The following is a 24,539-nucleotide window of genomic DNA, read 5'->3' as shown; positions in this document are numbered from 1 at the left end:
GCATGAAAAAGAGCAAGGGTTTATTTATGATGTTGGCATTGACACTGCTCATCGTATCATGCGGACAGCGCACTGTGAAAGATAGCGATGGCAGTAGCATGGAATCTGATTTGACGCAGATTGTCTCTGGAAGCATCTATGGGTGTTGGCAGCTTGAAAAATATAATCCGGTTGAATATTCATCCATGTTTTTGGCTAAAGTAAAAAGTGACAAAAGTTGCCAGCTCCAGTTTCTTGATACCGGTACATTCTCCTGCAAGACGGATTGTAATTCCATTTCAGGGGACTTTGCTGTTGATGATTCTCTCCTGTCATTCCAAAATATGGCATGGACGGAAATGGCATGTGACGATATGACCATAGAGATTGATATGAAAATCATCTTGCCGAGAATAAAAAAGTACACAGTGACTCCAGGTTTCCTGTTCCTTCAGAATGGTGATGGAAGGACTTTGGCTGTGTTTAGCAAAATAGGAAATTAAGCCTCATAGGTTGATATTTTGATTAAAATGTGTAAAATATGACTAAATAATATGTGTAAAACATGAGGCGTAGGCAGTCTTAGGATAGATTCTAAGGGAAAAGGGCTACCTTTGTAGAACTAACATAGAAAAGAAAAGTTGTTCAACAATATGAAATGGCAGTTGTGCATATAGCTACGCTCAACGAATAGCACATCTGATTGCTATTCAGCAATAGACAGGTTTATATTCTTAAACTTGTCAATTATTGTTTTGTCATTATCCCTTATCAAATAATTATAGGATTGTCGCGCTGCGTAAAGCGGCATGGCATATTGTGTCATATTGATTTGAACAAATGAATTATACATATAAGAAAATTTGGCTCATCGCTTTTCCTGTAATGATGAGCATCCTTATCGAACAACTGATAAACATTACCGATGCCCTGTTTCTCGGGCATGTAGGTGATGTGGAACTTGGTGCATCCGCCCTTGCCGGAATTTGGTTTTGGGCAATCTATATGCTTGGTCTCGGATTCAGCATGGGGTTGCAAGTGGTAATAGGCCGTCGTAACGGAGAACAGAGGTATGAGGAAACCGGGAAAGCGTTCATTCAAGGACTGTTCTTCCTGTCGATGTTTGCAGTGACCGTCTGTCTGGTGTCCAAGACTCTTTCTCCAATTTTGCTGAAGCACCTGATAATTTCTGAAGACATCTATCATGCGGTTATCCGTTATTTGGATTGGCGTATGTGGGGATTGCTGTTCTCTTTCCCCTTCCTCGCCTTACGTTCCTTCTTGGTGGGTATCACAAAGACAAAAGCGTTGAATGTGGCAGCCTTCATGGCTGTATTGGTAAACATCCCGACGAACTGGCTTCTGATATTCGGCTTTGACATGGGAATATCCGGAGCTGCCATCGCATCCTCATTTGCAGAATTGTGTTCACTGGCTATATTGTCCGTATATATGTATCGGCATATTGACAAAAAGGCGTATGGCTTGTACTGGCGTATTGATGTAAAGATACTGAAAGAGGTATTTTCTGTTTCGATATGGAGCATGTTGCAGTTCTTTACAAGTGTGGCCGCCTGGTTTGTTTTCTTTCTGGCTATCGAGCGTCTTGGTGAGACAGAATTGGCCATTTCCAATATTGTAAGGAGTGTTTCCACCCTATTTGCAGTTATTGTCAATGCGTTATCGGCGGTTACCGGCTCTTTGGTGAGCAATTTGATTGGAGCTGGTGAAAGGGATGCTGTTTTTCCTCTTTGCCGCAGAATCACCCGTCTGGGATATGCAATAGGTATTCCCCTCATTATACTCGCATTGCTTTTCCACAGGTTTGTCATTGGAGCCTATACGGATAGCCCTGTCATTGTGCAGGCCGCATGCCTGCCGTTTGCCGTCATGCTGTTCGACTATTTCCTTGCACTGCCCAGCTATGTCTATCTGAACGCAGTGGTAGGAACCGGGGCGACACGGGCGGTGTTTGTCTTTCATGTGAGCACTATTATTGTTTATCTGTTGGGGTTATGGGGATTAAGCCATTGCAATGTAACGCTGGCAACTTATTGGCTGATGGAATACCTGTTTGTGACATTGCTTGGCATTCAGTCCATCTTTTATCTAAAGAACGACAGAACTAAAAATACGAACTTATGATGACTAAGATATATCCCCGTACCGGCGACAATCAAACCGTCTATCTTAATGCCGTAATCAACGATCCGTCCATTGAGGTTGGCGATTACACCATATACAATGATTTTGTATCAGATCCTCGCCTGTTTGAGCATAACAACGTGTTGTATCATTACCCCATTAACCATGAACGGCTGATAATAGGCAAGTTTTGCTCTATTGCGTGTGGAGCAAAGTTCCTGTTCAACTGTGCCAATCATAGACTGAAATCGTTGTCCACTTATACATTCCCGCTGTTCTATGAAGACTGGGAATTGAACAAGGCAGATGTGGCCTCCGCTTGGGACAACAAAGGCGACATCGTGATTGGCAATGACGTGTGGATAGGCTATGAAGCCGTAATTATGGCTGGTGTCCATATCGGTGACGGAGCTATAATTGGCACAAGAGCGGTTGTGACGAAAGACGTGCCGCCCTATACTATTGTGGGTGGTGTTCCGGCCAAGGAGATACGAAAACGGTTCAGTCCTAAAATAATAAAGCGGATGCAGGCTTTGAAATGGTGGGACTGGCCGATGGAAGAAATCAAGAACAAGTTACCATACATAATGGATGGCAACTGGAATCAATTATAAACAGAATGGAAACGGCGTGATTGTTCCCTTTTACGGGGAAACAGTCGCGCCGTTCTATCGGTAAAGCATCCTAAGTATGGAAGTAAATACACTCATCCGGAAGCTCTTTATTTTTTTTTACAGGAAAAGAGTTTTCCAGACAGTCCGTTAATCGTAATGCAGGATTGGACTACCTGCGCCAACTGTTGCTGGAAGCGCACAGGGAGTATCAGAACTATGTGGTCACAGGTGTAATGACACCGAGAGTGTTCGCTATGCAGTTCCTCGACGGTCATCATTATACCGATGAAAAAGATGCAGCCGGCAACAACATTCACCGCAAGGCAATGGGAGCCATTGGTATCCTCTTGCAGGAAAGGGCCGATCTTGTAAAACGGTTCTTTTCCGAACCTTCCCTGGATGTCTCGGACATAGATAAGATGATAGTCCTTGTCTATACCGAAAGTCATGATGACGAAAATCCCGATCATGTAACATTCAAAACGACATATATCGGACAAGTGCCGGAACTGAAGCTGTCCTGTGTAATCAGAGCCGAAGATATGCCATTGCTTGCCGATTGTGCCAATGGTGCCGGTTTCTTCCAGAGGAAAGTCACGGTACAGGAGATGAACGACCTTATGAGCGGTACGCTGGACATGCCGTTGGTTGCGGGAAATCTCATGTGCATTTCCTATTTCTTCGACTGTCTCAGTGCCATGAACCTGATTAACCACCGTTGGCAGACAGTCCTCGGACGCAGCGGCTCCATCCTGCTGCAAGGAAAGAACAAGCCACAGTCTCGTTCAAATTACTCTTCCGCACTAAGCCGTGCAAGGAGTAACGGCATATTCACCCATAAGGATGACATAGACATCCTTATGAAGCATATTCGTGAGAAATATGTCCAATAAACGGTCAAATCTTTAAGTGATAGTGATATTTTGAGTGAGACTTTGCAAGTGTCATTCAAAATATTGCTTTCAATACCCGTTTGTATTGTTCCTTTGCAGTCGAAAGCTTTCAACATGTGGGGCGACGGCTCTGAATGTAGAATCAAAAAAGCAAAGAAACAATGAATGAACAACAGCAAACTGTCACTGACTTCCAATGGGGAGAACGGTGTTCCGTCAAGCTCGACAAATTGTTGTCGCGTGTTGACCAGCTCATAGGGATGCTTTTCCATCTGAAGGGCACGTTTACGGTAGAGGATGCAGCCTTGTATCTTGGCATCACCCCGAGCCACCTGTATAAACTGGTGCGCAAATATGACATTCCTCACAGCCGTCCGACCAACGGACGCATTTTCTTCAACAAGGAAGATCTTGACAGATGGGTGAAGTCCCGCATGGACATCGAGACTGAAACAGCCCTCATCAATGAGACAGAACCACAACATGAGTGCTATTATTAAAGGGAGGAAATGGTTATGACATCAGAATTTATATCCACTCTCCAACGGGTGGAAAACGTGAGCCATCTGCTCTCCAAAATGGGAGAAAGCACTGTTGACGAGGCGGTACAGCGTATCGAGTCCATCTGTGCGTTCATGGAGCGTTATGGCGACCTCGGTGAGATATTCGAGCATTTCAAGGAACTGGAGTCAAAGCTCTTCATGTGCCGTGAGATGCTTACCGTCGAAGAAGCGGCGGAATATATCGGGGTATCAAAAAGCCAGATATATCTTATGACTTCCAACAGGGAGATAACCCATTTCAAGCCCCGTGGCAAGTTCATCTATATCGAGCGCAAGGAACTTGATGACGTGCTTCGTCGCAATGTCATCTACTCCAAACATGAGATGAACCGCAGGGCGGCAGCCGAAACCATGGCGGATTTATCCAAAGGAAACCGTAAAGCCAAGAAAGGGACCGGGAAATGAAGATAGAAGAAATCCCATTCGACAGGATATTTCCGGCAAAGAAGGAGCTGACGCCACAGGAAAAAGCCAACCGGGATAAGTTCAAGAAATTCCTTGAATACGTCCGCATCCGTGCCACAGACCGCTATGTCTTTCCTCCGGAGATACTGACGGTCGATGAGATCACGGTGGCAACAGTAGGCAATTTCAGCGCGTCCGTAGGCAAGCCGAAATCAAGAAAGACATTCAATGTGAGTGCGATAGTCGCTGCATTGATTTCAGGGAAAGAAGTGCTGCATTATCGTGCTAAACTGCCCGAAGGCAAGACAAAGGTGCTGTATATAGATACAGAGCAAAGTCGCGTGCATTGTTTCAAGGTGCTTCACCGCATACTCAGAATGTCCGGACTGCCCTCTGATTGTGAAGTGTCGTCATTGGATTTCCTTATGCTCAGGGAGTTCACGCCACAGCAACGCCGTAATATCATAGACTCCGCTCTGGAAGTTGATGACAAGATCGGTTTCGTTGTTATCGACGGCATCCGTGACCTTATCAATGACATCAATTCTCCCGGAGAGTCCGTTGAGATAATCAACGACCTCATGCGGTGGACCAACATGTACAATATCCACATTCATACTGTCTTGCACCTTAACAAGAGCGATGACAACACGAGAGGTCATATCGGAACGGAACTCAACAACAAGGCGGAGACCGTGATGAAAATTATTAAAAGCGAGATAAATCCTGATGTGAGCGAAGTCCGTCCGATGATAACCAGGGAAAAGGAGTTCTCAAACTTTGCCTTCCGTATCAATGAAGACGGTTTGCCGGAGGATATACCGGGATTCAGCAGCGATGAAGAGGAACGGGTGACATTCGAGAATATCACCGTATCGCAGCACAAGGAGATTCTTGACAAGGTATTTGCCGAAGGTCCGGTAAAAGGCTACAATGCGTTGGTCGGCAAATTGCGGGAAATGTATGCGGAAACCGGCTACAGGCGCGGACGCACCTCGTTTGTGATGTGGTTGAAGCATCTTATGTCAAAGGGCATCATCGTCAAGGATAGCCGTGAATACAGATATGAGCAGAACAAACTAACGGAATTAAGAAATTGAACATGGCAGTGAATTTCGGAGAAATCAAGCGAATCGACATCATCGGTTATCTTGAAAAGATAGGCATACGCCCTGTACGCAATTACCAGACATACGCGCTTTACCATGCTCCGTACAGGGAGGACCGACATCCGTCGTTCAAGGTCAGCCGTAAGAAGAACCGCTGGTACGACCTCGCCACAATGCAGAGCGGTGACATCATAGACCTTGGCAAGATGATGTATAATACCAACGACATCATGGAGGTAATCCGGCATATCCAGAACTACACCACGGCGGAGCTTGTCATCAGGGAACGTATTCCGTCTGAATTGCAGGATGAACGAGCTGGCACATTCCGGGATGTGACGGTAAAGCCGCTTACCAATGACAAACTTCTGTCCTATCTTGGTTCCAGAGGCATAGACAGCTCTGTTGCCGTGGAGTTTTGTAGAGAAATTCATTTCTCGCTTGGCCATAGACACTATTATGGTATAGGTTTCGGAAATGTGCTGGGCGGCTATGAAGTGAGAAATCCGTTCTTCAAGGGGACGGTCGGACAAAAAGATGTGTCGCTCATACAAATGGGTAGTGGCAATGAACTGTGTACCGTATTTGAGGGGTTCATGGACTTTCTGTCCTACATGACCTTATGCCGCCGTTCGGATTTCACGCCCTTTGCTGAGACAATGGATTTTGTGGTGTTGAACTCCGTTTCCAATCTCCGCAAGGCGATGAAATGGCTTACCCCTTATCCGACAGTCACCTGCTGCCTTGACAATGACGATGCCGGGCGCAGGGCTGTGGATACTCTCAACGAAACTCGTGATGGAATACATGACGCATCAGGAGTTTACAAAGGTTTCAAAGACCTGAACGACTTTCTTCGTGGCAAGCGTTTTTGTCCCTGACTTTTATTCTCAATACAGATACAACAATTCCCTGTTTTACTTTTCCACCAGAAAAATAAGACAGGGAATTGTATTATAAATCATCAAATAACGATAGTTGTTTGTATTTCTGCACATCGCATAATGCAACCAATGGTGCCCACAAATTTTCTTTAATCCCTGCATCAATCATAAATGTCTGTGCTTTTTCTCTGTCTCGATTTGAGAAAGCACTGATTTCCCATTTGACCTTATCCGTATTTATGTGTCTGATGATTGTACTCAGGTAAGGTGTATCAATGCCGGAAAATGAAAATCCAAATACATGGATTGTCTCAACTTCTCCAAGACTATTCCAAATAGAGTGATTTTCCGATATAATCTGTTCTACATCCTTTTGCAAAAAAGCTATTTGTGAGATCGCAACTTCTTGTGTCTGTTGTGTCATAAAATCGCTATGAGACGAATACCAATCTTGCAGTTCGTATTCATCTAAGTCTGCAGGAGGTTGTGGTTGTGCTATCTCCAGTTCCTCTTTCAACTCTGCATAATTCTTGCCATGTCCTAAAATAAGTTCGTCCTCTCCAACCATACCGTGTATATGCACAATCTGCTCATCTGGTATCCGATACAAATCCTCTAATGTCCGGGTATAATTGAAAGTTATGAATAAGGAGTTTTCTCTTTCAAGGTGGATCCGTTTTGTGCTGTCAGCTTTGTCAAGAGAAGCAATCCAGGCATTGAAAGTACGTTTTATGTGATATATTAAAGCCCCCAGTTCATTCTCAGCGGCAAATTCTGCAGCGTGGTAGTCTCTGTCTCGAAAATCATCGCTTGAGAAGTCTGGATAATTTTCAACCACAACATTTTCAACATAATCATAGAGGTCTATCTCTGAAAGCATGTTCTCAAAATCACTCCACCATTCGTGGGCTTCATCCTCATCTGTTGAAACGCCATATAAGTCACATAACTGTGAATATATGTCCGGCTCGTTCTCTTCAAGCCAGTTACGATAATTTGAATAGCTGCTGTTAATACTATGGTGAATGTCAAAACCATTCCCAATGATGTATAAATGCTTGAAATGCGTAGATATTGTTGTTGATGTCATTATCTATAGATTTGAGTTTGGGGCAAATTAGGGCAATTTGGGGCAAAGTTTGGGGCAATCGAGATTGGGGAACTATGGGGAACCGCATTAGTTCCCCATACTCAGCCGCACTCAAAATAATCGCACGCCAATACTAATCACATCAATACAATCTATTATTGTTGCAACAGTCCTTTACCTTTGTCGGTAAGACGGTATTTTTGCCGTGGATGATTCGGTTTATCAGGATACAGGGGAACAACCAATTCTTGCCTGATTGCAGGATAAAGGTAAAGCTCCAATAAATTGCCCTTGTCTTTTAAGCCGATTAAATCCATGATTTCTTTTGTAGAAAGTGTCCTGTCGGCAATTATTCCCACGATTTTTTCTACTTGTTCGCTAACTGTTGGGTAACTGTTGGGTAACTGTTGGGTAACTGTTGGGTCTTGCCCCACAGTTGTTCGAGTATAACGGAATATGACCCATATAAATCCGCTGTCGGCATGAAATTCTGGGTCGGGAATTCCTACTCGTCTGCATTCGTCAATCATCAATTTTATGCCTCGTCCCCAGCTTTCCAGAATCGTACTCTTATACAAAACATTAGCGATAATGGGATTATGAGGCCGGGAGTCATGCAAACTTAACAGGCGTTCCATTGACATGTCAGGAGGGAATGTTCCACTATTCGTAATCTCAATACGGTCATCATATATAGCAATGCTGACGGAACTTCCCGGATGGTGGTAAGAACGGTGTGCATAAGCATTGATGCAACATTCCCTCAATGCTTTATACGGGACGCTTAATTCTTCTTCACGGTGCAATCCTTCGATCTTTCCCGAGAGAGACAGGTGTTTGAAGAAGAATGCCATCGCTGCATCCAGCAGTTTAAAGATATTTCCTTGGATGCGTTGGTTATCCCAAAACTCTTCCTTGGTTGTCCCTTTGAAACGCGCCATCCGTAACAGACATTGTGGATAGCCGTAGCATTTATGTCCGAATAACACAGCCGCCGCATTGTTCAGTTTTCCGTTGTGTAACAGATCCATTTTCTCAAGAATGGTGGGAATATCCTCTGATATAGTGGTCTCAGGCAGACGTCCTCCCCTGATTCCTCCGCGGACAGCTCCCATGATGGCGTTCTCATCGAGATTTTCAATCAGAAGTTCCGGATTTACCACTGCTTCCCATCCATAATTGCCCCCACGTTGCATCAGAAGCTGATTATAGACTTCCTGCGGCATTATGGATGTCACGCTCTCGGTACGCTGGTAAGCCCGTCCTTTATAACAAAACGGACGGTCAAGGCTTGATTCATCCACATGGAATACAATGACTTTCTTTTCGCTGTCCGGTATTGGGACATAAGAGATCTGCACAGCCGTTATCGGCTCCAGACGATTGATTGCTTCCGCAATCTCCCGTTTCGTCTTGTCACTCACATCCTGACCGATAATCTTTCCCTTGTCCGTTACACCAAACATGACTGTTCCGCCTTTCCCGTTCAGAAAGGCGCAAAGAGTTTCCATTCCGCGTTCCAACTGACCGGTGGTCTCTTTGAACTCCACCTGCCCATTTTCCTTTTCGGATATCAGCTCTTTTACTATGTCGAGATTTTCAATATTCATATGAATTGGTAATATTATTTCTTATCAGCAAGTTCTTTGGGTATCACAATATCGTATGCGTTCACTTTCACTCCGCCTTTCGCAAAGCTCCGTGTGCCGGAGCCGAGGGATATGCGGGATAGGTCAAGTCTGGCAAACCAGCGGTGACGTGCCTTTTCAGCCATATACAGGAACATCCGTTTTACTTTCACTGAAGAGCTGCCTTCCAGTAGCTGTTGAACAAGAGAGGCTCTGAGGGAAGTAAGCATTTCCATAAGATAATACACATCCGTTAAATCATAACGGGAGGGTGAAAGCAGGATACATTCCATTATCGCTCTTTCCGGCGATGAGACTGTCAATGTCTGCCCCAGGTAATCCATTTGCTCTATCCCGGTGTCCCCGATTACTTTTGATGACACTTCTGCAAGGTTCATGTCAAGTTCTGCATCATTTAACCATTTGGGCAGCGGCGGTCGTATCGGAGAAAAGACAACGGCAGTCGGCTTCCCCATCGCAATGTAATGAGAAAAGCCTTTCAGCTCCAACGCAGATGCGGCACCTATGTGATATTTCAAATCGGCCTGTTTCTGATATGAAGCCAATATGCCGTAAAGCGATGGTGTATCTCCGGTGAATTGATATACACCTGTGGATATACGCTGTAACCACTCCGATTTCATATATTGGGAAATCTCACTTCTGCTGAAGCCTGATTTTTCCAGCCATGAAGTGAGCAATATCCCATTGGGAGGGGTTTGCTGACGCAATTTATTTATTTTAGTTCCCATTTGGAAATTATTTCGGTTACAAAATTAACATTAAAATAAATTTTAGCCAAAGATTTCTTCTGAAACTTCCACCTGAGGACGCATTTTTTTCGGATTATCGGACAAAATTGGACTTGCAAGTAGCGTATTTCCGCTCATTTCACTTTAGCGCATTCGATATGCGCCCGGAATAAAGTAAAACGATGAGAGGTTGTTCTTGGTGCTTCAGTGGTTAAAATGCTATATAATCATACTGTGATACAATCATACTCTATTTGCGATTGAATTTCGTTTAGAGTATGAAAGTAAGTTTGAAATCAGCGTCTTATACTAATTACGGTTAAGAAAATGAGATTTGTCTGGATATAATTTTCCTGCACATAATCTTCAATGTTACTTTGCATAAAAATTAAACTCAAACCCAATTAAACGCAAACGACAATGACACCGTATGTAATATTTGTCATCGTGCTGACGATAGCCTATATCATCTATTACGGCTACCATATCAGCAAGGACCTTTACGGCAAGAAAAACGAGAAAGAAACCTCGGTAGAGGAATTTGATGTCAGCGGGATGCAGGATGAAGTTGTGGCCACTCCGGTCAGGGAAAGTGGTGACGGATTCTCTCTCGGAGAAGAGACAGCCCAAGACAATGACCATTCAAGGATTGCCGCCACGGAAGTGGAAACCCCGTCAGGCGGCACAGGCCGTTTTGACAACCTTACAGACAATATGGACGAGACCGACGTGACGAGCGAGGGTGGTGTCTCGTTTGAAGAACTTGAACAGATGCTGTATGACAAGAAATCAGACATTGCTTTCCGTAAATCCACAGTCACTCATACCCGTGAGACATATTGACCTTACACGAGTGGTACTGACGGCAATCCTGTCCGTTTGCTGCCTGTCCGCTTCCGCCAAATGCGGCGGAGTGGATTACAGTTGGGGTGCGGACGGACTGGCGAAAGCCCATGACTTCGTGATTACCATGCTGCTGTATGTGGTGTATATCTGCTATGCGGTGGCCGGAATCGTGTCCGTCATCGCCAGTCTGCAGATTTACTTCAAGATAAATGCCGGAGAAGAGGGCTGGAAGAAAGAGATAATGATGGTGGTGGGAGCCATCCTGTTCATTATCGGAGCGACCATCGTGTTCCCCGCCTTCTTCGGCTACCGTGTATAATAGAGACTCAAATGCGCAAATGAGAAATAAGAGAACCGTAAAACAATTTTGAAACAAAACAGATGAACAAATTACAGAAAATCAAGAATTCCATCAAGAAATTCGTCACATCACCTCGATTCAACTCACTGGCAGTCATGTTGCTTGTCGGCACCGTTGCCTGTCTCGCCCAGAACACCGCAGGCAACTACGAAGCCGGTACTACGGCCCTGACCACGGTCAGTGAGGAAATCGCCAAGTATGTGCCCATCGTTGTCAAGCTCTGCTACGCCATCGCCGGCGTCGTGGCCGTCGTAGGTGCGATCAGCGTCTATATCGCCATGAACAACGAGGAGCAGGACGTGAAGAAGAAGATCATGATGGTGGTCGGAGCCTGCATCTTCCTGATTGCAGCAGCCCAGGCACTGCCTCTGTTCTTCGGTATCTCCTGACCTTATGGCAGAGAACGCAGACAACGGCTATACTGCTTACCCGGTTTTCAAGGGGCTTCAGAAGCCTCTTGAATTCCTGGGTATCCAGGGCCGCTACATTTACTGGGCTGCCGGAGCAGCGGGCGGTGCGATAGTCGGATTCATCATCGGTTACTGTGTGCTGGGCTTTCTCGCCGGACTTGTCGTACTGGTTGTGGCAGTCGGCACGGGAGCCGGCTTAATCATGGTAAAACAGCGCAAAGGGCTTCACACCAAGAAAACAGACAAAGGGATATTCGTTTACACCTGTTCAAAAAAGATTTGAAAAATGAGACACTGCGGATTGATATTGTTTCTTGCCTTGTTCCTTGCCGGATGTTCGGGGAACACCCGTAACGGGGACGCACTGTCCGCCCACCAAACGGCGGAAAAGGTAAAAGACAGTTGGTCGAAGATGTCCAAGCCCATTGAGATAGAGGTCACGGGGCGGACAAAAGACGAACTGGAAGCTATAGGCTCGCTTGCCGTATGGCTTGACGGCATGGAGGGCGGCAAAGCCGTGGAGTTCCGTTTCGACGGCAAGGTGTTCAAGCCCACTGTCCCTGTTCTGGCTGACAGCACGGTATTACCCCTTGTCTGTTATCCGTTCCTTCCGTCACTGCATCCGGCCGACACTGTTGCGGTCAGCCATCCGCTCGGCGAAAGACTCGCCGGACAGATCCAATCCGTGACACAGACAAATGACAAAACAAAGATTACAATGAAATTAGAAGAACTTACCGCACTGCTGCGCCTGATACTGAAAAGCGACAATATCAGTGACGTGATGCAGATTCTGGAGATACAGGGGGACTGCGTTTCAACAGCAGCCTTCCTGATTCCGCTTAAGGGGAAACTGGCCGGGACACGTGCCGATGCCGGCAATGTATGTTCTCCCAACAAGGATTGCCTGTTGAACAACGGCATCCCGCATGACTTCAACCTCATTCCTACGGAGGATTCTGGAGAAATACAGATATTCCTCAAAGTTAATGGGCAAAAGTTGTCCATATCCACCACGCTACCGCCTCTGAGACGAGGAAGCATCACCGAACTGCGCCTTCATGTCAGCGATGGCAAACTTTCCGTAGGCAGCAGCTGGGTAGATACCAAACATCCGTTTGAGAAACCGTCCGTTTCCGGCACGGACTCTGTCCGCATCGGGCATTTCCTGCAAAGGGATGGGACTCTGACCTCCAAATTCGATGAGAACACCCTTGCCTGGGTTATCCTGACAGATGGGCGACACGGCAAGGCCGTCGCCATGGATGATAACAGTACGAGCAACTGGTTCAGGAAAAAGTCTTTCCGAACCGGCCATATCTTCGATACGGCTGACGGCAAGTTGCGTGAGGGCTATTTCGGACAGCCGCAAGAGGATGAGGAACATATCGTGTTCAGTCCCCGAATCCGATATCCGGGCAGTTGTGCATTGGGATTCGACGACGGAGCCGCACTCACGCAGGGCATACTCCGCCATGCGGACAGCCATGCCCTTAAGAACTTCCAGGACAAGCGTGTGCTGCCGTCGGCCTACATACCGTCGCTTGCGGAGATGGCCCGGCTTGCCTACCATCTTGAAAAGCATAAGGACAGCATGCCTGCCTTTTTCAAGATGCCGGAAGGCATCTATGCCACCTCCAGCGAATCCGGCGAGGACACCTTTTATTCGATAGACATGACCGAATGGTTTGTCACCGCCTACAATTCCAAGGAGCACAGCGATATGAAAACGAGATTGTTTTACCTATTCTGAGCATCATGACCTGGTATGTGATACTGTTTTTCGCGGCTATCCTGATAGGGATGGCAATCTCGGTGGCCGCTTTCGGTACGGGAGGCAAACGCAAGCGCGTCTTCCGTGACATCTATTTCTCGGTGGAGGATAATGATGGCATCGGGGTCATCTACACCAAGACCGGCGAGTATTCCGCCATACTTGAAATAGAGAACCCCGTGCAAAAGTATTCTGCCGATGCAGACCGCTATTACGATTTCTGCCATCTGTTCTCGGCGGTGGTACAGACCCTTGGCGAGGGCTATGCCATACACAAGCAGGATGTGTTCTCCCGTCGTGGATTCGTGCAGGCGGACGCGAAAGAAAAGGAGTTCCTGTCAAGATCCTATTTTTCCTATTTTGAAGGCCGTCCCTATACCGATACACGCACCTGTCTCGTCATTACGCAGGAATCGAAGAAAGGGAAGCTGTATTCCTTCGACATGAAGAAATGGAAGGACTTCCTTGTGAAGATACGCAAGGTGAAGGACCAGTTGCGTGACGGAGGCATGAAGGTGAGGTTCTTGACGGCCGACGAATGTGACAGCTATGTTGACCGGTATTTCACGCTGGATTTCAACAGTCCGATTGTCACCATGAGCAATTTCAAGGTAGATGACGAGGGCATTGGCATGGGCGACCGCAAATGCCGCGTGTTCTCCCTTGTCGATGTGGATTGTGCCGGGCTTCCGTCCCTTGTCCGTCCTTTCACGAATGTGGAGGTGAACAACACAGGGATGCCACTTGACCTCATGTCCGCCATCGACAGCATCCCGGAAGCCGAGACTGTCATCTACAACCAGATGATTTTCATTCCCAACCAGAAGCGGGAACTTTCCGCCCTTGAAAAGAAGAAGAACCGTCACGCCTCCATCCCCAATCCGAGCAACCAGATTGCCGTGGAGGATATCAAGCAGGTGCAGGAAGTGGTGGCACGCGAGGGCAAGCAACTTGTATATACGCACTTCAACCTCGTTGTATGCTGTCCACGTAATGCGGATATGCAGAAGCCCGTGAACCATCTTGAAAACATGTTCGGGCGCATGGGCATCCATATCTCCAAGCGTGCCTACAACCAGCTTGAGCTGTTCGTGAACTCGTTTCCCGGCAACTGCTACAACATGGATCCCGAGTACGACCGCTTTCTTACCTTGTCGGACGCCGCCACCTGCCTTATGTATAAGGAGCATGTGCAGCGTAGCGAGGACACTCCGCTGAAGATATACTATACTGACCGGAAAGGGATGCCCGTAGCCATAGACATCACCGGCAAGGAGGGCAAGGTCAAGATGACCGACAACTCCAATTTCTTCTGTTTGGGGCCTTCGGGCAGCGGCAAGAGCTTCCACATGAACAGTGTTGTAAGACAGCTTCACGAGCAAGGAACGGATGTCGTGATGGTCGATACGGGAAACTCCTACGAGGGACTATGCGAGTATCTCGGCGGCAAGTACATCTCCTATACCGAGGAAAAGCCCATCACCATGAACCCGTTTAAGATTACCAAGGAAGAGATAAACATCGAGAAAATCAACTTCCTCAAGAATCTTATCCTGCAGATATGGAAAGGCTCGGAAGGTATTGTGACAAAGACGGAGGACAGGCTTATCGGACAGGCTATCGAGGAATACTACCGCAGTTACTTTACGGGTAAAATTGATGCGCCGCTTTCGTTCAACTCGTTTTTCGACTTCGCCGTCGTCCGCATCCCGGAAATTATCACCGAGAACGAACTGAAAGGCATTGATACGGCAGATCTCAATTACCAGCTTCGGGATTTCTATAAGGGCGGAAGCCACGAGACCACGCTGAACGAGAACATGGACAGCACCCTGTTTGATGAGACCTTTATCGTGTTCGAGATTGACGCAATCAAGGATGATGCCACGCTGTTCCCGATAGTCACGCTGATTATCATGGATGTTTTCCTGCAGAAGATGCGTCTGAAGAAGAACCGTAAGGTCCTTGTGATCGAAGAGGCGTGGAAAGCCATCGCCACCCCGCTCATGGCCGAATACATCAAGTACCTCTACAAGACGGCCCGTAAGTTCTGGGCTTCGGTCGGTGTCGTGACACAGGAGATACAGGACATCATCGGCAGTGAAATTGTGAAAGAGGCCATCATCAACAATTCCGATGTGGTGATGCTGCTCGACCAGAGCAAATTCCGTGAACGCTTCGACAATATCAAAGCCATCCTCGGACTCACCGATGTGGACTGCAAGAAGATTTTTACCATCAACAGGCTTGACAACAAGGAAGGACGCTCCTTCTTCCGCGAGGTGTTCATCCGCAGAGGTTCGACCAGCGGAGTGTATGGCGTGGAGGAATCGCACGAGTGCTACATGACCTATACCACCGAGCGTGCCGAGAAAGATGCCCTCAAACTCTACAAGTCGGAATTAGGGTGCAGTCATCAGGAGGCTATCGAAAGATATTGCCGTGACTGGGACAACTCCGGCATCGCCGCCCCGTTGGAATTTGCCAGACGGGTATATAAGGCCGGTCATGTGCTCAACTTGCCCGCAAGGAACGATAAAAATAACCCATAAAAAACATTCATTATGAACGAGAACAAACTTATCGAGGAATTTTGGCGCGATTGCGACAACAACAATTTCAGCAAGGAAGCCACCGTGCTGTTCTTCTACCTGCTTTACCGTCACAAGCGTGACCGCCAGGAAACGATCAGCATCAATCCGGCCGCATTGCTCAGTCTTGTCAGCGGTTACAGCGTTACGGCGATGAAATCCGCCAGTGAGGAATTGCAGTCACGCGGATATGTCGAGTACACACCCGCCAACGAGAGCTGTACTTCCGGAAAATACCGTTTCCTCAAGACGGGGACGGTGAAGAAAGGGAAATAAGAAACGACCAGTCAACAAGTATGCACCGCCTCCTGCTCATATTGACCGTACTGCTGGCTGTAGCGTCCGACGCTGCGGCCTCGGTGTGGTATTCCGTCAACTACGATAAGAAAACGGTGGCCGCCATGACCGCCGCTTTCGGCACGGAGACCGCGACGGAAATGTATTACAGCGAACAAGTCAGGAAGATACTTGACCGTTACAGTGCCGCCGAAGTCGCCACAGCCGGTATCTTCATGTCCAAGTACCTTGACCGCAAGGCACTGACCGACCTCGGTATCTGGAGCAGTGCAACGGAAAACTATTATTACCGCCGCATCTATTCACTGGTAAGCGCGAAAATCATGCCGAAGATATGGACTGTCGCCGGCATGATGCTTCGTTCACCACAGACTGCACTCTACTGGGGAAGCTACCTGTTCAAGGTCTGTCATGAGGTGGAAACGCTCTGCATGCAGTTCGAGTCCATCGTCACCAACAGCTCGCTGTCGTTCCGTGATGTGGTATTCCTGCAGATAGCCCCGCAGTTCCAACCGCTGTTTGACCTTGCCGGCAGTGGCAATGTGGACTGGAAGAGTTTTTTTGATGACCTCGGCAATATTCCCAACCATTTCAACAAGGAGAATCTTGAATCCGACATTGGCACCCTGTATGACATGGGAGTCAGCATCGCCGGAGCGGGAACCGAGAACATGATGGAGACCCTGCTCGGCGGCAGTTCGTTCAATGACATCGCCAAAGGAAATGTGGCGGCGATTGTGAACGCCGCGGAGAGCAGTTACGGATTCTACAAGTCCCTTGAGCAAAATCTTGGAGGCACCTTGCTCTCGATGGTCGGCGGACCGGAGAATGTCTCCCGACTTTTCAATATAGACAGTTACAACATGACTTCATGGATGACCGACTATCTCCGTGAGACTATGGGACAGTATTACACCCAGCGGTGGTACATCTACCGCCGGGACAGCGGCAGCGAGATACTCTGTGACTATATGCCTCCCACCGATGACAACAGCATCCTCTACGGCGGTGCCTGGACACGTTATAACACGACCGACGCGAATTTCTATCCCTCGTCGGCACAGACGGAGCAGATACTCTCCAATTCGGAGAGTTATGCCGGATGGTCGAGGGCGAAGGTGAAGCAGTTGAACGCATCTGGAGACGGGTACCTTTATAACCTGTCCTATTCCCGATACGCCTATATCCTGTCAAAGAAGAACAAACAGTACGCCAAAGCCTATGCCTATTCCATCCGCGCCACCAAAAGCTGGAACCGGACAGAAGAGGTCTATGAGGATGTCTTTGATTCCTATTCCATGGATCTGGGTATCTTCCAAAGACAGATGCAGGCACGGCTGTCGGAGTACAATGACAATGAAGAGGGATTCGTCTATTACATCGGTTCGGATGCCCGTAACTATTACCAGGCGACCGATGAAGCCAAGATGAAAGGCACGGAGAGCGTGATTATCTCCGTGACCTGCCATGACGGATTTACCATATCACAGGGAAGTACCCAGTATAAATGCCGCAGTTGCGGCGGTTCACTAAACGCCCATTCCAAGGAGTGCGCCATGCAGACCACGCTGACTGACAACAATCTTGACATGTCGGAGTTTGACCGCCTTGAGACAGAATACAACAACCGCATAGCGGAGCTTCAGACCCAGATAGATGTGCTCAACAGCGAGAACAGGACGCTGATAAAGCAGATTTCCACAGCTACAGTGGAGGAAGCGGCCGTGCTCCGCCAGCGGTACAATGCCAACAAGACCCGGATAGATGAGCTGACAAGGGAACAGGAAAGTGTCAGGAAACAGCTTGCTGACCTGCGGGCAGCGCGTGAGGATGCTGCCGGCGGCGAGGAAGTGCCTACTGATGACTATTACCGCATCCCAGCCATCATGAATGACTGCAAGACCGCTTTCGACCTCACCTGGCAGGGAGAGGAACACTGGGAGGGCTACAGCTACGTGCGTACCGCCACTTCCGGGAGCATGGATGCCGTCATCACGTTCAAGGCGACGCTGAGCATCGCCCGCAAACCGAAATATTTCCTCGGCATCAAGATACACAGGGCCATCATGCAGATAGAATGGACACTGACGGCGGATTACAGCAACACCCAGGTCGTGGATGTGATGCAACTCGACCCGAACAAGAGCGACCGGGAGAATGCCGCCGCCGTGAACAACCGCATCTCAGAGATTGCAAGGGATTATCCGTCCTGCACAATCAGCACCGAATACATCAAGAACGATCCGATGGAACAGGACAACAGCACGGACACCTACCACCTGCTGTGGTCGTCGGACCGGTTGGAGATTGCGCGTGATGTGGATAGCCGCCTGACACGCATCTATGCCGACCTCGTATGTCTGGAGAAGATGATGCACTATAAACTGTCTATCATTGATGTGTTGAAAAAGGCCGCTCCTTATGTCAATGACGAGCAAGGACGCAGACGCACGCTGCTTGACGAGAGTTTTGCCCGATGGATGAACAGGGCCGGAAGTAGAAATTACAAACCTATGGAAGAAACGACAGAATGAGAACACCTATCCACATATTGATGACGCTGCTGATGCTGGCCATGCCGGTCATTGCCAAGGCGCAGTTCGGTTTTGATGTAGGCTCGGTGGAAGCTTATATCTCAGACCACAAGAACCAGCGCAGCCTGCTTCTTGCCCGTGCCACACTGGAGCAGAGCAACAACCTCCTGCATGAGTACAGCGCGAAGGCCGCAGAAGACTACAAGGTGCTGAACTTCGACCTTGACAAATATACCAGGGCTTTCGATGTGATAGACGTGCTGTACCAGTCGTTGCGAACCTCCATGAACGTGTATTCCACCTACCAGACGGTCAGCGACCGCATCGGTGACTACAAGAAATTGCTGAGTGATTACAACTCCAAGGTGCTGAAGCGTAACAAACTCGCCCTTCAGGACACCATCATTATCCGGATAAGTCTCAGGTGCATCGACCGCATCTCGGCCGAAGGAAAGAGCCTGTACCGCTCGGTCAGCGACCTGGTGCTGTATGCTACCGGAGCCGCCGCCTGTTCGACATCCGATCTCATGCTTGTGTTGGAGAACATCAACACCAGTCTTGATAACATCAAGAAACTGCTCAATGCCGCCTATTTCGACACATGGAGGTATATCCAGGTGCGGATAGGCTATTGGAAAGAAAGTATTTACACACCCCGTTCACGGTCGCTTATCATCGAGGATGCTTTCGGACGATGGCGGCAGAGCGGGCTTAACCCATATAGAAACAAGAAATGAAACGGCTGATACTCTATCTGATGACAGGACTGTGCATGGTTTCGGCCACCGCACAGAACGTGACCTACAACCATGATGCCGCCAAACAGAACCAGTTTACCGTGGCGGAGATCGGTTCCGGCTCCCTTACTCCGGACTTGTACTACACCTTGCTGCACAGCAACTACAGGAAAACCGCTGCTGCGAAAAACAAGCTGTCGTTCCGCACGACGGTGGGGATTGCAGGTTACTGGCAGGTGGATGATGCGGAGAAACTAGACTCCGCTATGACTAAACGTGCCGAGATAGAGGCGTTGAACGTGGCTGACCGTACAGGCGGCGCACTGGATGTCGCATGGCTGGCGGAGGGTGACAAGCTCAACTCCAAGATGGCGGATTTCAAAAAGAATATCGACCGCATCCTGCAACTGGGTGGCACTCCCGGACAGCAGACGGTGTGGAAGGAATACTATAACGTGTTCAAATCGGCCATCAAAGCGACGCAGGAAGCCTATATGCCCAACTCGCAGCGCAAGAAACAGTATCTGAGCATCTATGCCGACGTGTCGCGCAAGAACGAGGAACTGGTACGCTATCTCGTCTATCTGTCTAACAGCAAGACGACCGCCTCGCTGCTGGCATCAGGCTATGAAAGGGAAAACAAGAATGCCGTGTATGCGGCGGAAGCACTGGCCCGGTGGCGCGATGCGTGCTGGAGTGCGATGGGAAACTGTGTCAATCAACCATAGAAACAGACAGATTCTGAAATAAATAACTAATAAACAACATTCAATGGCAGACAATATTCTTAGCGACTTTGGCATCAACCTGCTTGAGGAAGAGGTGGATGATGTGATTTTCCAGACCAACGAGTTCCTGTGCGATGCCACGTTCACAGGGTCACAAGGTCCTTTTTGGTGGATTCTTCAGATGTGCATGGCACTGGCTGCACTCTTTGCCATCGTGATGGCGGCTGGCATGGCTTATAAGATGATGGTAAAAAACGAACCGCTCGATGTGATGAAACTGTTCCGTCCCTTGGCGGTGGCCATCGTGATGACATGGTGGTATCCTCCTGCGGACACCGGGATGCACAACAGCGGCAGCAGCTGGTGTGTGCTTGACTTCCTCTCGTACATCCCCAATGCCATAGGCTCCTACACCCATGACCTGTATCAGGCGGAAGCCGCCCAGATCGGGGATAAGTTCGAGGAAGTGCAGCAGCTCATTTTCGTCCGTGACACACTCTATACAAGCTTGCAGGCACAGGCGGATGTGGCCCGTGCCGGTACGATGGATCCCGCACTGATAGAATCGACCATGGAACAGACCGGTGTCGATGAAGTTACCAACATGGAGAAGGATGCCAGCAAGTTATGGTTTACTTCACTGACCTCCGGTGCGGTGGTCTGCATAGACAAAATCGTGATGGTTATTGCGTTGATTGTCTTTAGAATAGGCTGGTGGGCAACCATCTATTGCCAGCAAATCCTGCTCGGTATGCTCACAATTTTCGGTCCGATACAGTGGGCGTTTTCACTCTTGCCCAAATGGGAAGGAGCCTGGGCGAAATGGATGATACGTTATCTGACGGTGCATTTCTATGGAGCCATGTTGTACTTCGTTGGGTTTTATGTGCTGTTGCTATTTGATATTGTGCTTTGCATACAGGTGGAGAACCTGACCGCCATTACCCAGAACGAGGCGACGATGGCAGCCTACCTGCAAAACTCCTTCTTCTCGGCAGGCTATCTGATGGCTGCAAGCATCGTTGCTTTGAAATGCCTGAATCTTGTGCCTGACTTGGCGGCATGGATGATTCCCGAAGGAGACACGGCTTTCAGTACGAGAAACTTCGGCGAGGGTGTGGCACAGCAGGCGAAGATGTCAACGACCGGCGCGATTTCATCCATGATGCGATAATATATAATAAGGTATAGGAAACCAATCAAATAAGCAAAACAATGGTCATTAAAAATTTAGAGAACAAGATCAAGCTCGTGATGATAATCTGCGCCCTGTTTCTGGCAGGTTGCGTTGTTATCAGCCTGTCGAGCATCTGGACAGCCCGCTCAATGGTAGTGGATGCCCAGCAGAAAATCTATGTGTTGGACGGCAATGTGCCCATCCTCGTGCAACGCACCACGATGGACGAGACCCTCGATGTGGAAGCCAAGAGCCATGTGGAGATGTATCATCATTACTTCTTCACCCTGGCCCCGGACGACAAATACATCAAATACACGCTTGACAAGGCGATGTACCTTGTGGATGAAACGGGACTTGCCCAGTATAACACCCTCAAGGAAAAAGGATTTTACAACAACATCATGGGCACCTCGGCGGTATGCTCGATATTCTGTGACAGCATCAACTTCAACAAGGAGAAGATGGAGTTCACCTACTATGGCAGACAGCGCATAGAACGCCGTACCTCCATCCTTACCCGAGAACTGGTGACCTCCGGGCAACTGAAACGAGTGCCGCGCACCGACAACAACCCCCATGGGCTGCTTATCGTGAACTGGCGCACCCTGCTGAACAAAGATATTGAACAGAAAACCAAAAACAGCTATTGATTATGGGATGGAAGAAACTGATACTCGGAGAGAAGATGCCGGACAAGAACGACCCCAAGTATGCCGAAAGATACGAGAAGGAGGTCAGTGCCGGTCGGAAATGGGCCAAGTTTCTGAAAATTGACAAGGCCGCCGGATATGCGCAATGCTTCGCTTGCAAATACCCCAAAGTGTTCCTCACGCTGGTATTCGGCATCGTCATCGGATGCCTGACGCTGAATATCTGCCGCATGGTACAGATATACAACCGTCCGAAAACCGAGCAGACGGTCACGGCGACACAACATCAGGAGGAGCTGTTGAGACAGAAACGTAACAAACAAATCATAAATATAGAGAGCAATGACGCTGAAAGAACTTACAAGCAGGATTGACTGGCGTGCGCCTAAATACAGGCTGCCGGCTATCCTTTATCCCTTACTGCTGATTGCCGGGTACCTCATTTTTGACGTATTCGATGTGGAACTGGCGGAAAAACCGTCCCACATGCAGACCACGGAGTACCTTAATCCGGAACTGCCGCAGGCGCAACTCCGCACCGACGAGATTGGCGGCAAGTATGAGAACATGGCCAAGTCATACGGCAAGATCCAGGACTATTCGGCCGTGGAGAACATCGACCGTGAACGCGGTGGCGATACGGAAGCATACGATTCCAAGTACACGGAACAAGACCTTGCCATGCTCGATGAAGAGGCAGAACGCCGTCTGCAGGAGATGCAGTCCCGGCTGGACAAGAGCCGTGAGCGCGGCATGGAGATGGCAAACGACTCCCTTGCCGAGCCGATGAGCGAGGATGAACGTCTCCGACGTGGCGCACAACGCCAGCAGGAAGCCCTCGACGAACTGAACAAGGCTTTGGCGGAAGCACGCCTGAACGGACAGAAAGGGCTTGAGGATGTAAAGGAACCCCAGGTACCTGCCGAGGAAACACCCAAGACAACAGGCAATGTGACGGAAAACGAGGATGCCGTCACGCAACCACCCGAAGATGCCGCCACACAATCCGTGGTAAAGGCCAAGAAGCCTAACTCCGCCTATTTCAATACCCTTGCGGAGAATGAGCCTGAGCCGAACCTTATCAAAGCGATTATCGACGAGGATGTGAAAGCCGTTGACGGTTCGCGTGTAAGGCTGCGTCTGCTCGACGAGGTGGAGATAAACGGTGTTGTCCTTGCCAAGGGATCGTACATGTACGCCACTATGAGTGGATTTGGGCAGCAGCGTGTGAAAGGCACGGTCAAAAGCCTTATGGTGGATGACGAACTCCTGAAGGTGAGCCTGACACTCTACGACACCGACGGCATGGAGGGGCTTTATGTGCCCAATTCCTCTTTCCGTGAGACCACCAAGGACATAGCATCCGGAGCAATGAGCAGCAATATGAGCATTAACAACGGCAGTTACGGCAATAACTTCACACAGTGGGGCATGCAGGCCATACAGAACGCCTACCAGCAGACCACTGGGGCTATCTCGAAAGCCATCCGCAAGAACAAAGTGAAACTCAAATATGGCACCTTTGTCTATCTGGTCAATAGCAGGGAAAACAACAAAAACAAGTAGGATGATGATACAGATTGACAACATCTATAACGAGGACTGCCTAAAGGGGATGGCACGGATAGCAGACAAAAGTGTCGATGCCGTCGTGTGCGACCTGCCTTATGGCATCCTGAACCGTCGCAATAAAAATGCCGGTTGGGACAGGCAGATACCGCTGGAACCTCTATGGGAACAATATCGGCGCATTATCAAGCCGGACAGTCCCGTCATCCTGTTCGGGCAAGGGATGTTCACTGCAAGACTGCTGATGTCGCAGTCTGAATTGTGGAGATACAACCTTGTCTGGTATAAGGACAGGGCCAGCGGTCATCTGAACGCCAACCGTATGCCGTTAAGGAAGCATGAAGACATCCTTGTGTTCTACGAGCATCTGCCCGTGTATCACCCGCAGATGGTTCCTTGCGATAAATCGCAGCGCAACCACGGACGGTGTACCAGTCAGGCATTTACCAACCGATGTTACGGCAACATGCGTATGACCGATGTCCGCATCGCCGATGACAAATACCCGACCTCTGTCATTCAGATTCCTAAAGAACATAAAACCGGGACTTTCTTCCACCCGACGCAGAAGCCCGTTGCCCTCGTGGAGTATCTTATAAGGACATACACTGACGAGGGAGATGTGGTGCTTGACAACTGCATCGGTTCGGGAACCACGGCGATAGCCGCCATCCGAAGCGGACGTCACTATATCGGCTTCGAGACCGATGTCGGTTATTGCCGGATAGCCGAGGAAAGGATAAAGGCCGAGAGACTCACGGAAACAACAAACGAAAAACAAGAATATCAACAATGAGAAC

26 protein-coding genes are annotated in these 24,539 nt (G+C 48.6%); 23 read left to right on the top strand and 3 right to left on the bottom strand.

Features of this window, described 5'->3' with window-relative positions; all coding sequences use genetic code 11:
* The first annotated feature begins 2 nt into the window (after nucleotides 1-2).
* The 8 genes from E5331_RS02390 to E5331_RS02355 all read left to right on the top strand — a co-directional run bounded on the left by E5331_RS02390 (nucleotide 3) and on the right by E5331_RS02355 (nucleotide 6,589).
* On the top strand, nucleotides 3-482 hold the full coding sequence (locus E5331_RS02390) for an META domain-containing protein (RefSeq protein ID WP_123407910.1): 480 nt from the start codon (nucleotides 3-5) through the stop codon (nucleotides 480-482).
* A gap of 337 nt (nucleotides 483-819) precedes the next feature.
* The gene (locus tag E5331_RS02385) at nucleotides 820-2,124 is read left to right on the top strand and encodes an MATE family efflux transporter (RefSeq protein ID WP_123407906.1); all 1,305 of its coding nucleotides are present in this window, start codon (nucleotides 820-822) and stop codon (nucleotides 2,122-2,124) included.
* Nucleotides 2,121-2,738, top strand: a complete 618-nt coding sequence (locus tag E5331_RS02380; protein WP_123407904.1) for a CatB-related O-acetyltransferase — start codon at nucleotides 2,121-2,123, stop codon at nucleotides 2,736-2,738. Before E5331_RS02385 ends, E5331_RS02380 begins: the two co-directional genes overlap by 4 nt.
* Before the next feature lie 164 nt (nucleotides 2,739-2,902).
* The gene (locus E5331_RS02375; RefSeq protein ID WP_135938645.1) at nucleotides 2,903-3,631 is read left to right on the top strand and encodes a hypothetical protein; all 729 of its coding nucleotides are present in this window, start codon (nucleotides 2,903-2,905) and stop codon (nucleotides 3,629-3,631) included.
* Nucleotides 3,632-3,792: 161 nt separating this feature from the next.
* Entirely contained in the window at nucleotides 3,793-4,131 is a 339-nt protein-coding gene (locus E5331_RS02370) for a helix-turn-helix domain-containing protein (RefSeq protein ID WP_123407900.1), read from the top strand.
* A 15-nt stretch (nucleotides 4,132-4,146) separates the two neighbouring features.
* Nucleotides 4,147-4,599: a helix-turn-helix domain-containing protein gene (locus E5331_RS02365; protein ID WP_160247610.1), complete on the top strand. Its 453-nt coding sequence runs from the start codon at nucleotides 4,147-4,149 to the stop codon at nucleotides 4,597-4,599.
* Nucleotides 4,596-5,699: an AAA family ATPase gene (locus tag E5331_RS02360; RefSeq protein WP_123407895.1), complete on the top strand. Its 1,104-nt coding sequence runs from the start codon at nucleotides 4,596-4,598 to the stop codon at nucleotides 5,697-5,699. The genes E5331_RS02365 and E5331_RS02360 overlap by 4 nt, the downstream gene beginning before the upstream one ends.
* Before the next feature lie 2 nt (nucleotides 5,700-5,701).
* Nucleotides 5,702-6,589 carry a toprim domain-containing protein gene (locus tag E5331_RS02355; protein WP_123407893.1) on the top strand — a complete coding sequence of 296 codons (888 nt, stop codon included), beginning with the start codon at nucleotides 5,702-5,704 and terminating at the stop codon, nucleotides 6,587-6,589.
* A 73-nt stretch (nucleotides 6,590-6,662) separates the two neighbouring features.
* Here the strand turns inward: E5331_RS02355 and E5331_RS02350 are convergent, their stop codons facing one another.
* The 3 genes from E5331_RS02350 to E5331_RS02340 form a co-directional block, all read right to left on the bottom strand.
* Complete coding sequence (locus tag E5331_RS02350) at nucleotides 6,663-7,682, bottom strand: bacteriophage abortive infection AbiH family protein (RefSeq protein WP_123482802.1); 1,020 nt, start codon at nucleotides 7,680-7,682, stop codon at nucleotides 6,663-6,665.
* Nucleotides 7,683-7,837: 155 nt separating this feature from the next.
* A complete protein-coding gene (locus E5331_RS02345; RefSeq protein WP_123407889.1) occupies nucleotides 7,838-9,292 on the bottom strand; it encodes an ATP-binding protein in 1,455 nt (484 codons plus the stop codon).
* A gap of 14 nt (nucleotides 9,293-9,306) precedes the next feature.
* Nucleotides 9,307-10,062 carry a type IV toxin-antitoxin system AbiEi family antitoxin gene (locus E5331_RS02340; protein ID WP_123407887.1) on the bottom strand — a complete coding sequence of 252 codons (756 nt, stop codon included), beginning with the start codon at nucleotides 10,060-10,062 and terminating at the stop codon, nucleotides 9,307-9,309.
* Nucleotides 10,063-10,482: 420 nt separating this feature from the next.
* Between E5331_RS02340 and E5331_RS02335 the strand changes: the two genes are divergently transcribed.
* From E5331_RS02335 to E5331_RS02265, 15 genes are all read left to right on the top strand, one after another.
* The gene (locus E5331_RS02335; protein WP_123407885.1) at nucleotides 10,483-10,905 is read left to right on the top strand and encodes a hypothetical protein; all 423 of its coding nucleotides are present in this window, start codon (nucleotides 10,483-10,485) and stop codon (nucleotides 10,903-10,905) included.
* Nucleotides 10,841-11,227, top strand: coding sequence for a DUF4134 domain-containing protein (locus tag E5331_RS02330; protein WP_123407883.1), 387 nt, complete (start codon nucleotides 10,841-10,843; stop codon nucleotides 11,225-11,227). The genes E5331_RS02335 and E5331_RS02330 overlap by 65 nt, the downstream gene beginning before the upstream one ends.
* A gap of 62 nt (nucleotides 11,228-11,289) precedes the next feature.
* Nucleotides 11,290-11,658 (top strand): DUF4134 domain-containing protein, encoded by a 369-nt coding sequence (locus E5331_RS02325; RefSeq protein WP_094399120.1) that lies wholly within the window; start codon nucleotides 11,290-11,292, stop codon nucleotides 11,656-11,658.
* 4 nt (nucleotides 11,659-11,662) lie between these two features.
* Nucleotides 11,663-11,962 carry a DUF4133 domain-containing protein gene (locus tag E5331_RS02320; RefSeq protein WP_123482801.1) on the top strand — a complete coding sequence of 100 codons (300 nt, stop codon included), beginning with the start codon at nucleotides 11,663-11,665 and terminating at the stop codon, nucleotides 11,960-11,962.
* A 3-nt stretch (nucleotides 11,963-11,965) separates the two neighbouring features.
* Nucleotides 11,966-13,432, top strand: coding sequence for a hypothetical protein (locus E5331_RS02315; protein ID WP_135984592.1), 1,467 nt, complete (start codon nucleotides 11,966-11,968; stop codon nucleotides 13,430-13,432).
* Nucleotides 13,433-13,437: 5 nt separating this feature from the next.
* Complete coding sequence (locus tag E5331_RS02310) at nucleotides 13,438-16,005, top strand: TraG family conjugative transposon ATPase (protein ID WP_123482799.1); 2,568 nt, start codon at nucleotides 13,438-13,440, stop codon at nucleotides 16,003-16,005.
* Between the two features lie 12 nt (nucleotides 16,006-16,017).
* Nucleotides 16,018-16,320 carry a hypothetical protein gene (locus tag E5331_RS02305; protein ID WP_094399110.1) on the top strand — a complete coding sequence of 101 codons (303 nt, stop codon included), beginning with the start codon at nucleotides 16,018-16,020 and terminating at the stop codon, nucleotides 16,318-16,320.
* A 20-nt stretch (nucleotides 16,321-16,340) separates the two neighbouring features.
* Complete coding sequence (locus tag E5331_RS02300) at nucleotides 16,341-18,875, top strand: hypothetical protein (protein WP_123482798.1); 2,535 nt, start codon at nucleotides 16,341-16,343, stop codon at nucleotides 18,873-18,875.
* Nucleotides 18,872-19,612 carry a hypothetical protein gene (locus E5331_RS02295; RefSeq protein ID WP_123482797.1) on the top strand — a complete coding sequence of 247 codons (741 nt, stop codon included), beginning with the start codon at nucleotides 18,872-18,874 and terminating at the stop codon, nucleotides 19,610-19,612. Before E5331_RS02300 ends, E5331_RS02295 begins: the two co-directional genes overlap by 4 nt.
* Nucleotides 19,609-20,340: a DUF5045 domain-containing protein gene (locus tag E5331_RS02290; protein ID WP_123482796.1), complete on the top strand. Its 732-nt coding sequence runs from the start codon at nucleotides 19,609-19,611 to the stop codon at nucleotides 20,338-20,340. Before E5331_RS02295 ends, E5331_RS02290 begins: the two co-directional genes overlap by 4 nt.
* Before the next feature lie 43 nt (nucleotides 20,341-20,383).
* On the top strand, nucleotides 20,384-21,514 hold the full coding sequence (locus E5331_RS02285; RefSeq protein ID WP_094399102.1) for a hypothetical protein: 1,131 nt from the start codon (nucleotides 20,384-20,386) through the stop codon (nucleotides 21,512-21,514).
* A 41-nt stretch (nucleotides 21,515-21,555) separates the two neighbouring features.
* Nucleotides 21,556-22,170 (top strand): conjugative transposon protein TraK, encoded by a 615-nt coding sequence (gene traK, locus E5331_RS02280; RefSeq protein ID WP_094399101.1) that lies wholly within the window; start codon nucleotides 21,556-21,558, stop codon nucleotides 22,168-22,170.
* Nucleotides 22,171-22,172: 2 nt separating this feature from the next.
* Complete coding sequence (locus E5331_RS02275) at nucleotides 22,173-22,544, top strand: hypothetical protein (protein WP_094399100.1); 372 nt, start codon at nucleotides 22,173-22,175, stop codon at nucleotides 22,542-22,544.
* On the top strand, nucleotides 22,513-23,736 hold the full coding sequence (gene traM, locus E5331_RS02270; RefSeq protein WP_123482795.1) for a conjugative transposon protein TraM: 1,224 nt from the start codon (nucleotides 22,513-22,515) through the stop codon (nucleotides 23,734-23,736). The genes E5331_RS02275 and traM overlap by 32 nt, the downstream gene beginning before the upstream one ends.
* 4 nt (nucleotides 23,737-23,740) lie before the next feature.
* A complete protein-coding gene (locus E5331_RS02265) occupies nucleotides 23,741-24,535 on the top strand; it encodes a DNA-methyltransferase (RefSeq protein ID WP_123482817.1) in 795 nt (264 codons plus the stop codon).
* Nucleotides 24,536-24,539: the final 4 nt, after the last annotated feature.

This window comes from Lepagella muris (assembly GCF_004793975.1).
In the GTDB taxonomy this organism is placed as follows: domain Bacteria; phylum Bacteroidota; class Bacteroidia; order Bacteroidales; family Muribaculaceae; genus Lepagella; species Lepagella muris.
The sequence above is the reverse complement of the archived record's forward strand: the minus strand, read 5'-3'. Positions and strand labels throughout refer to the sequence as shown.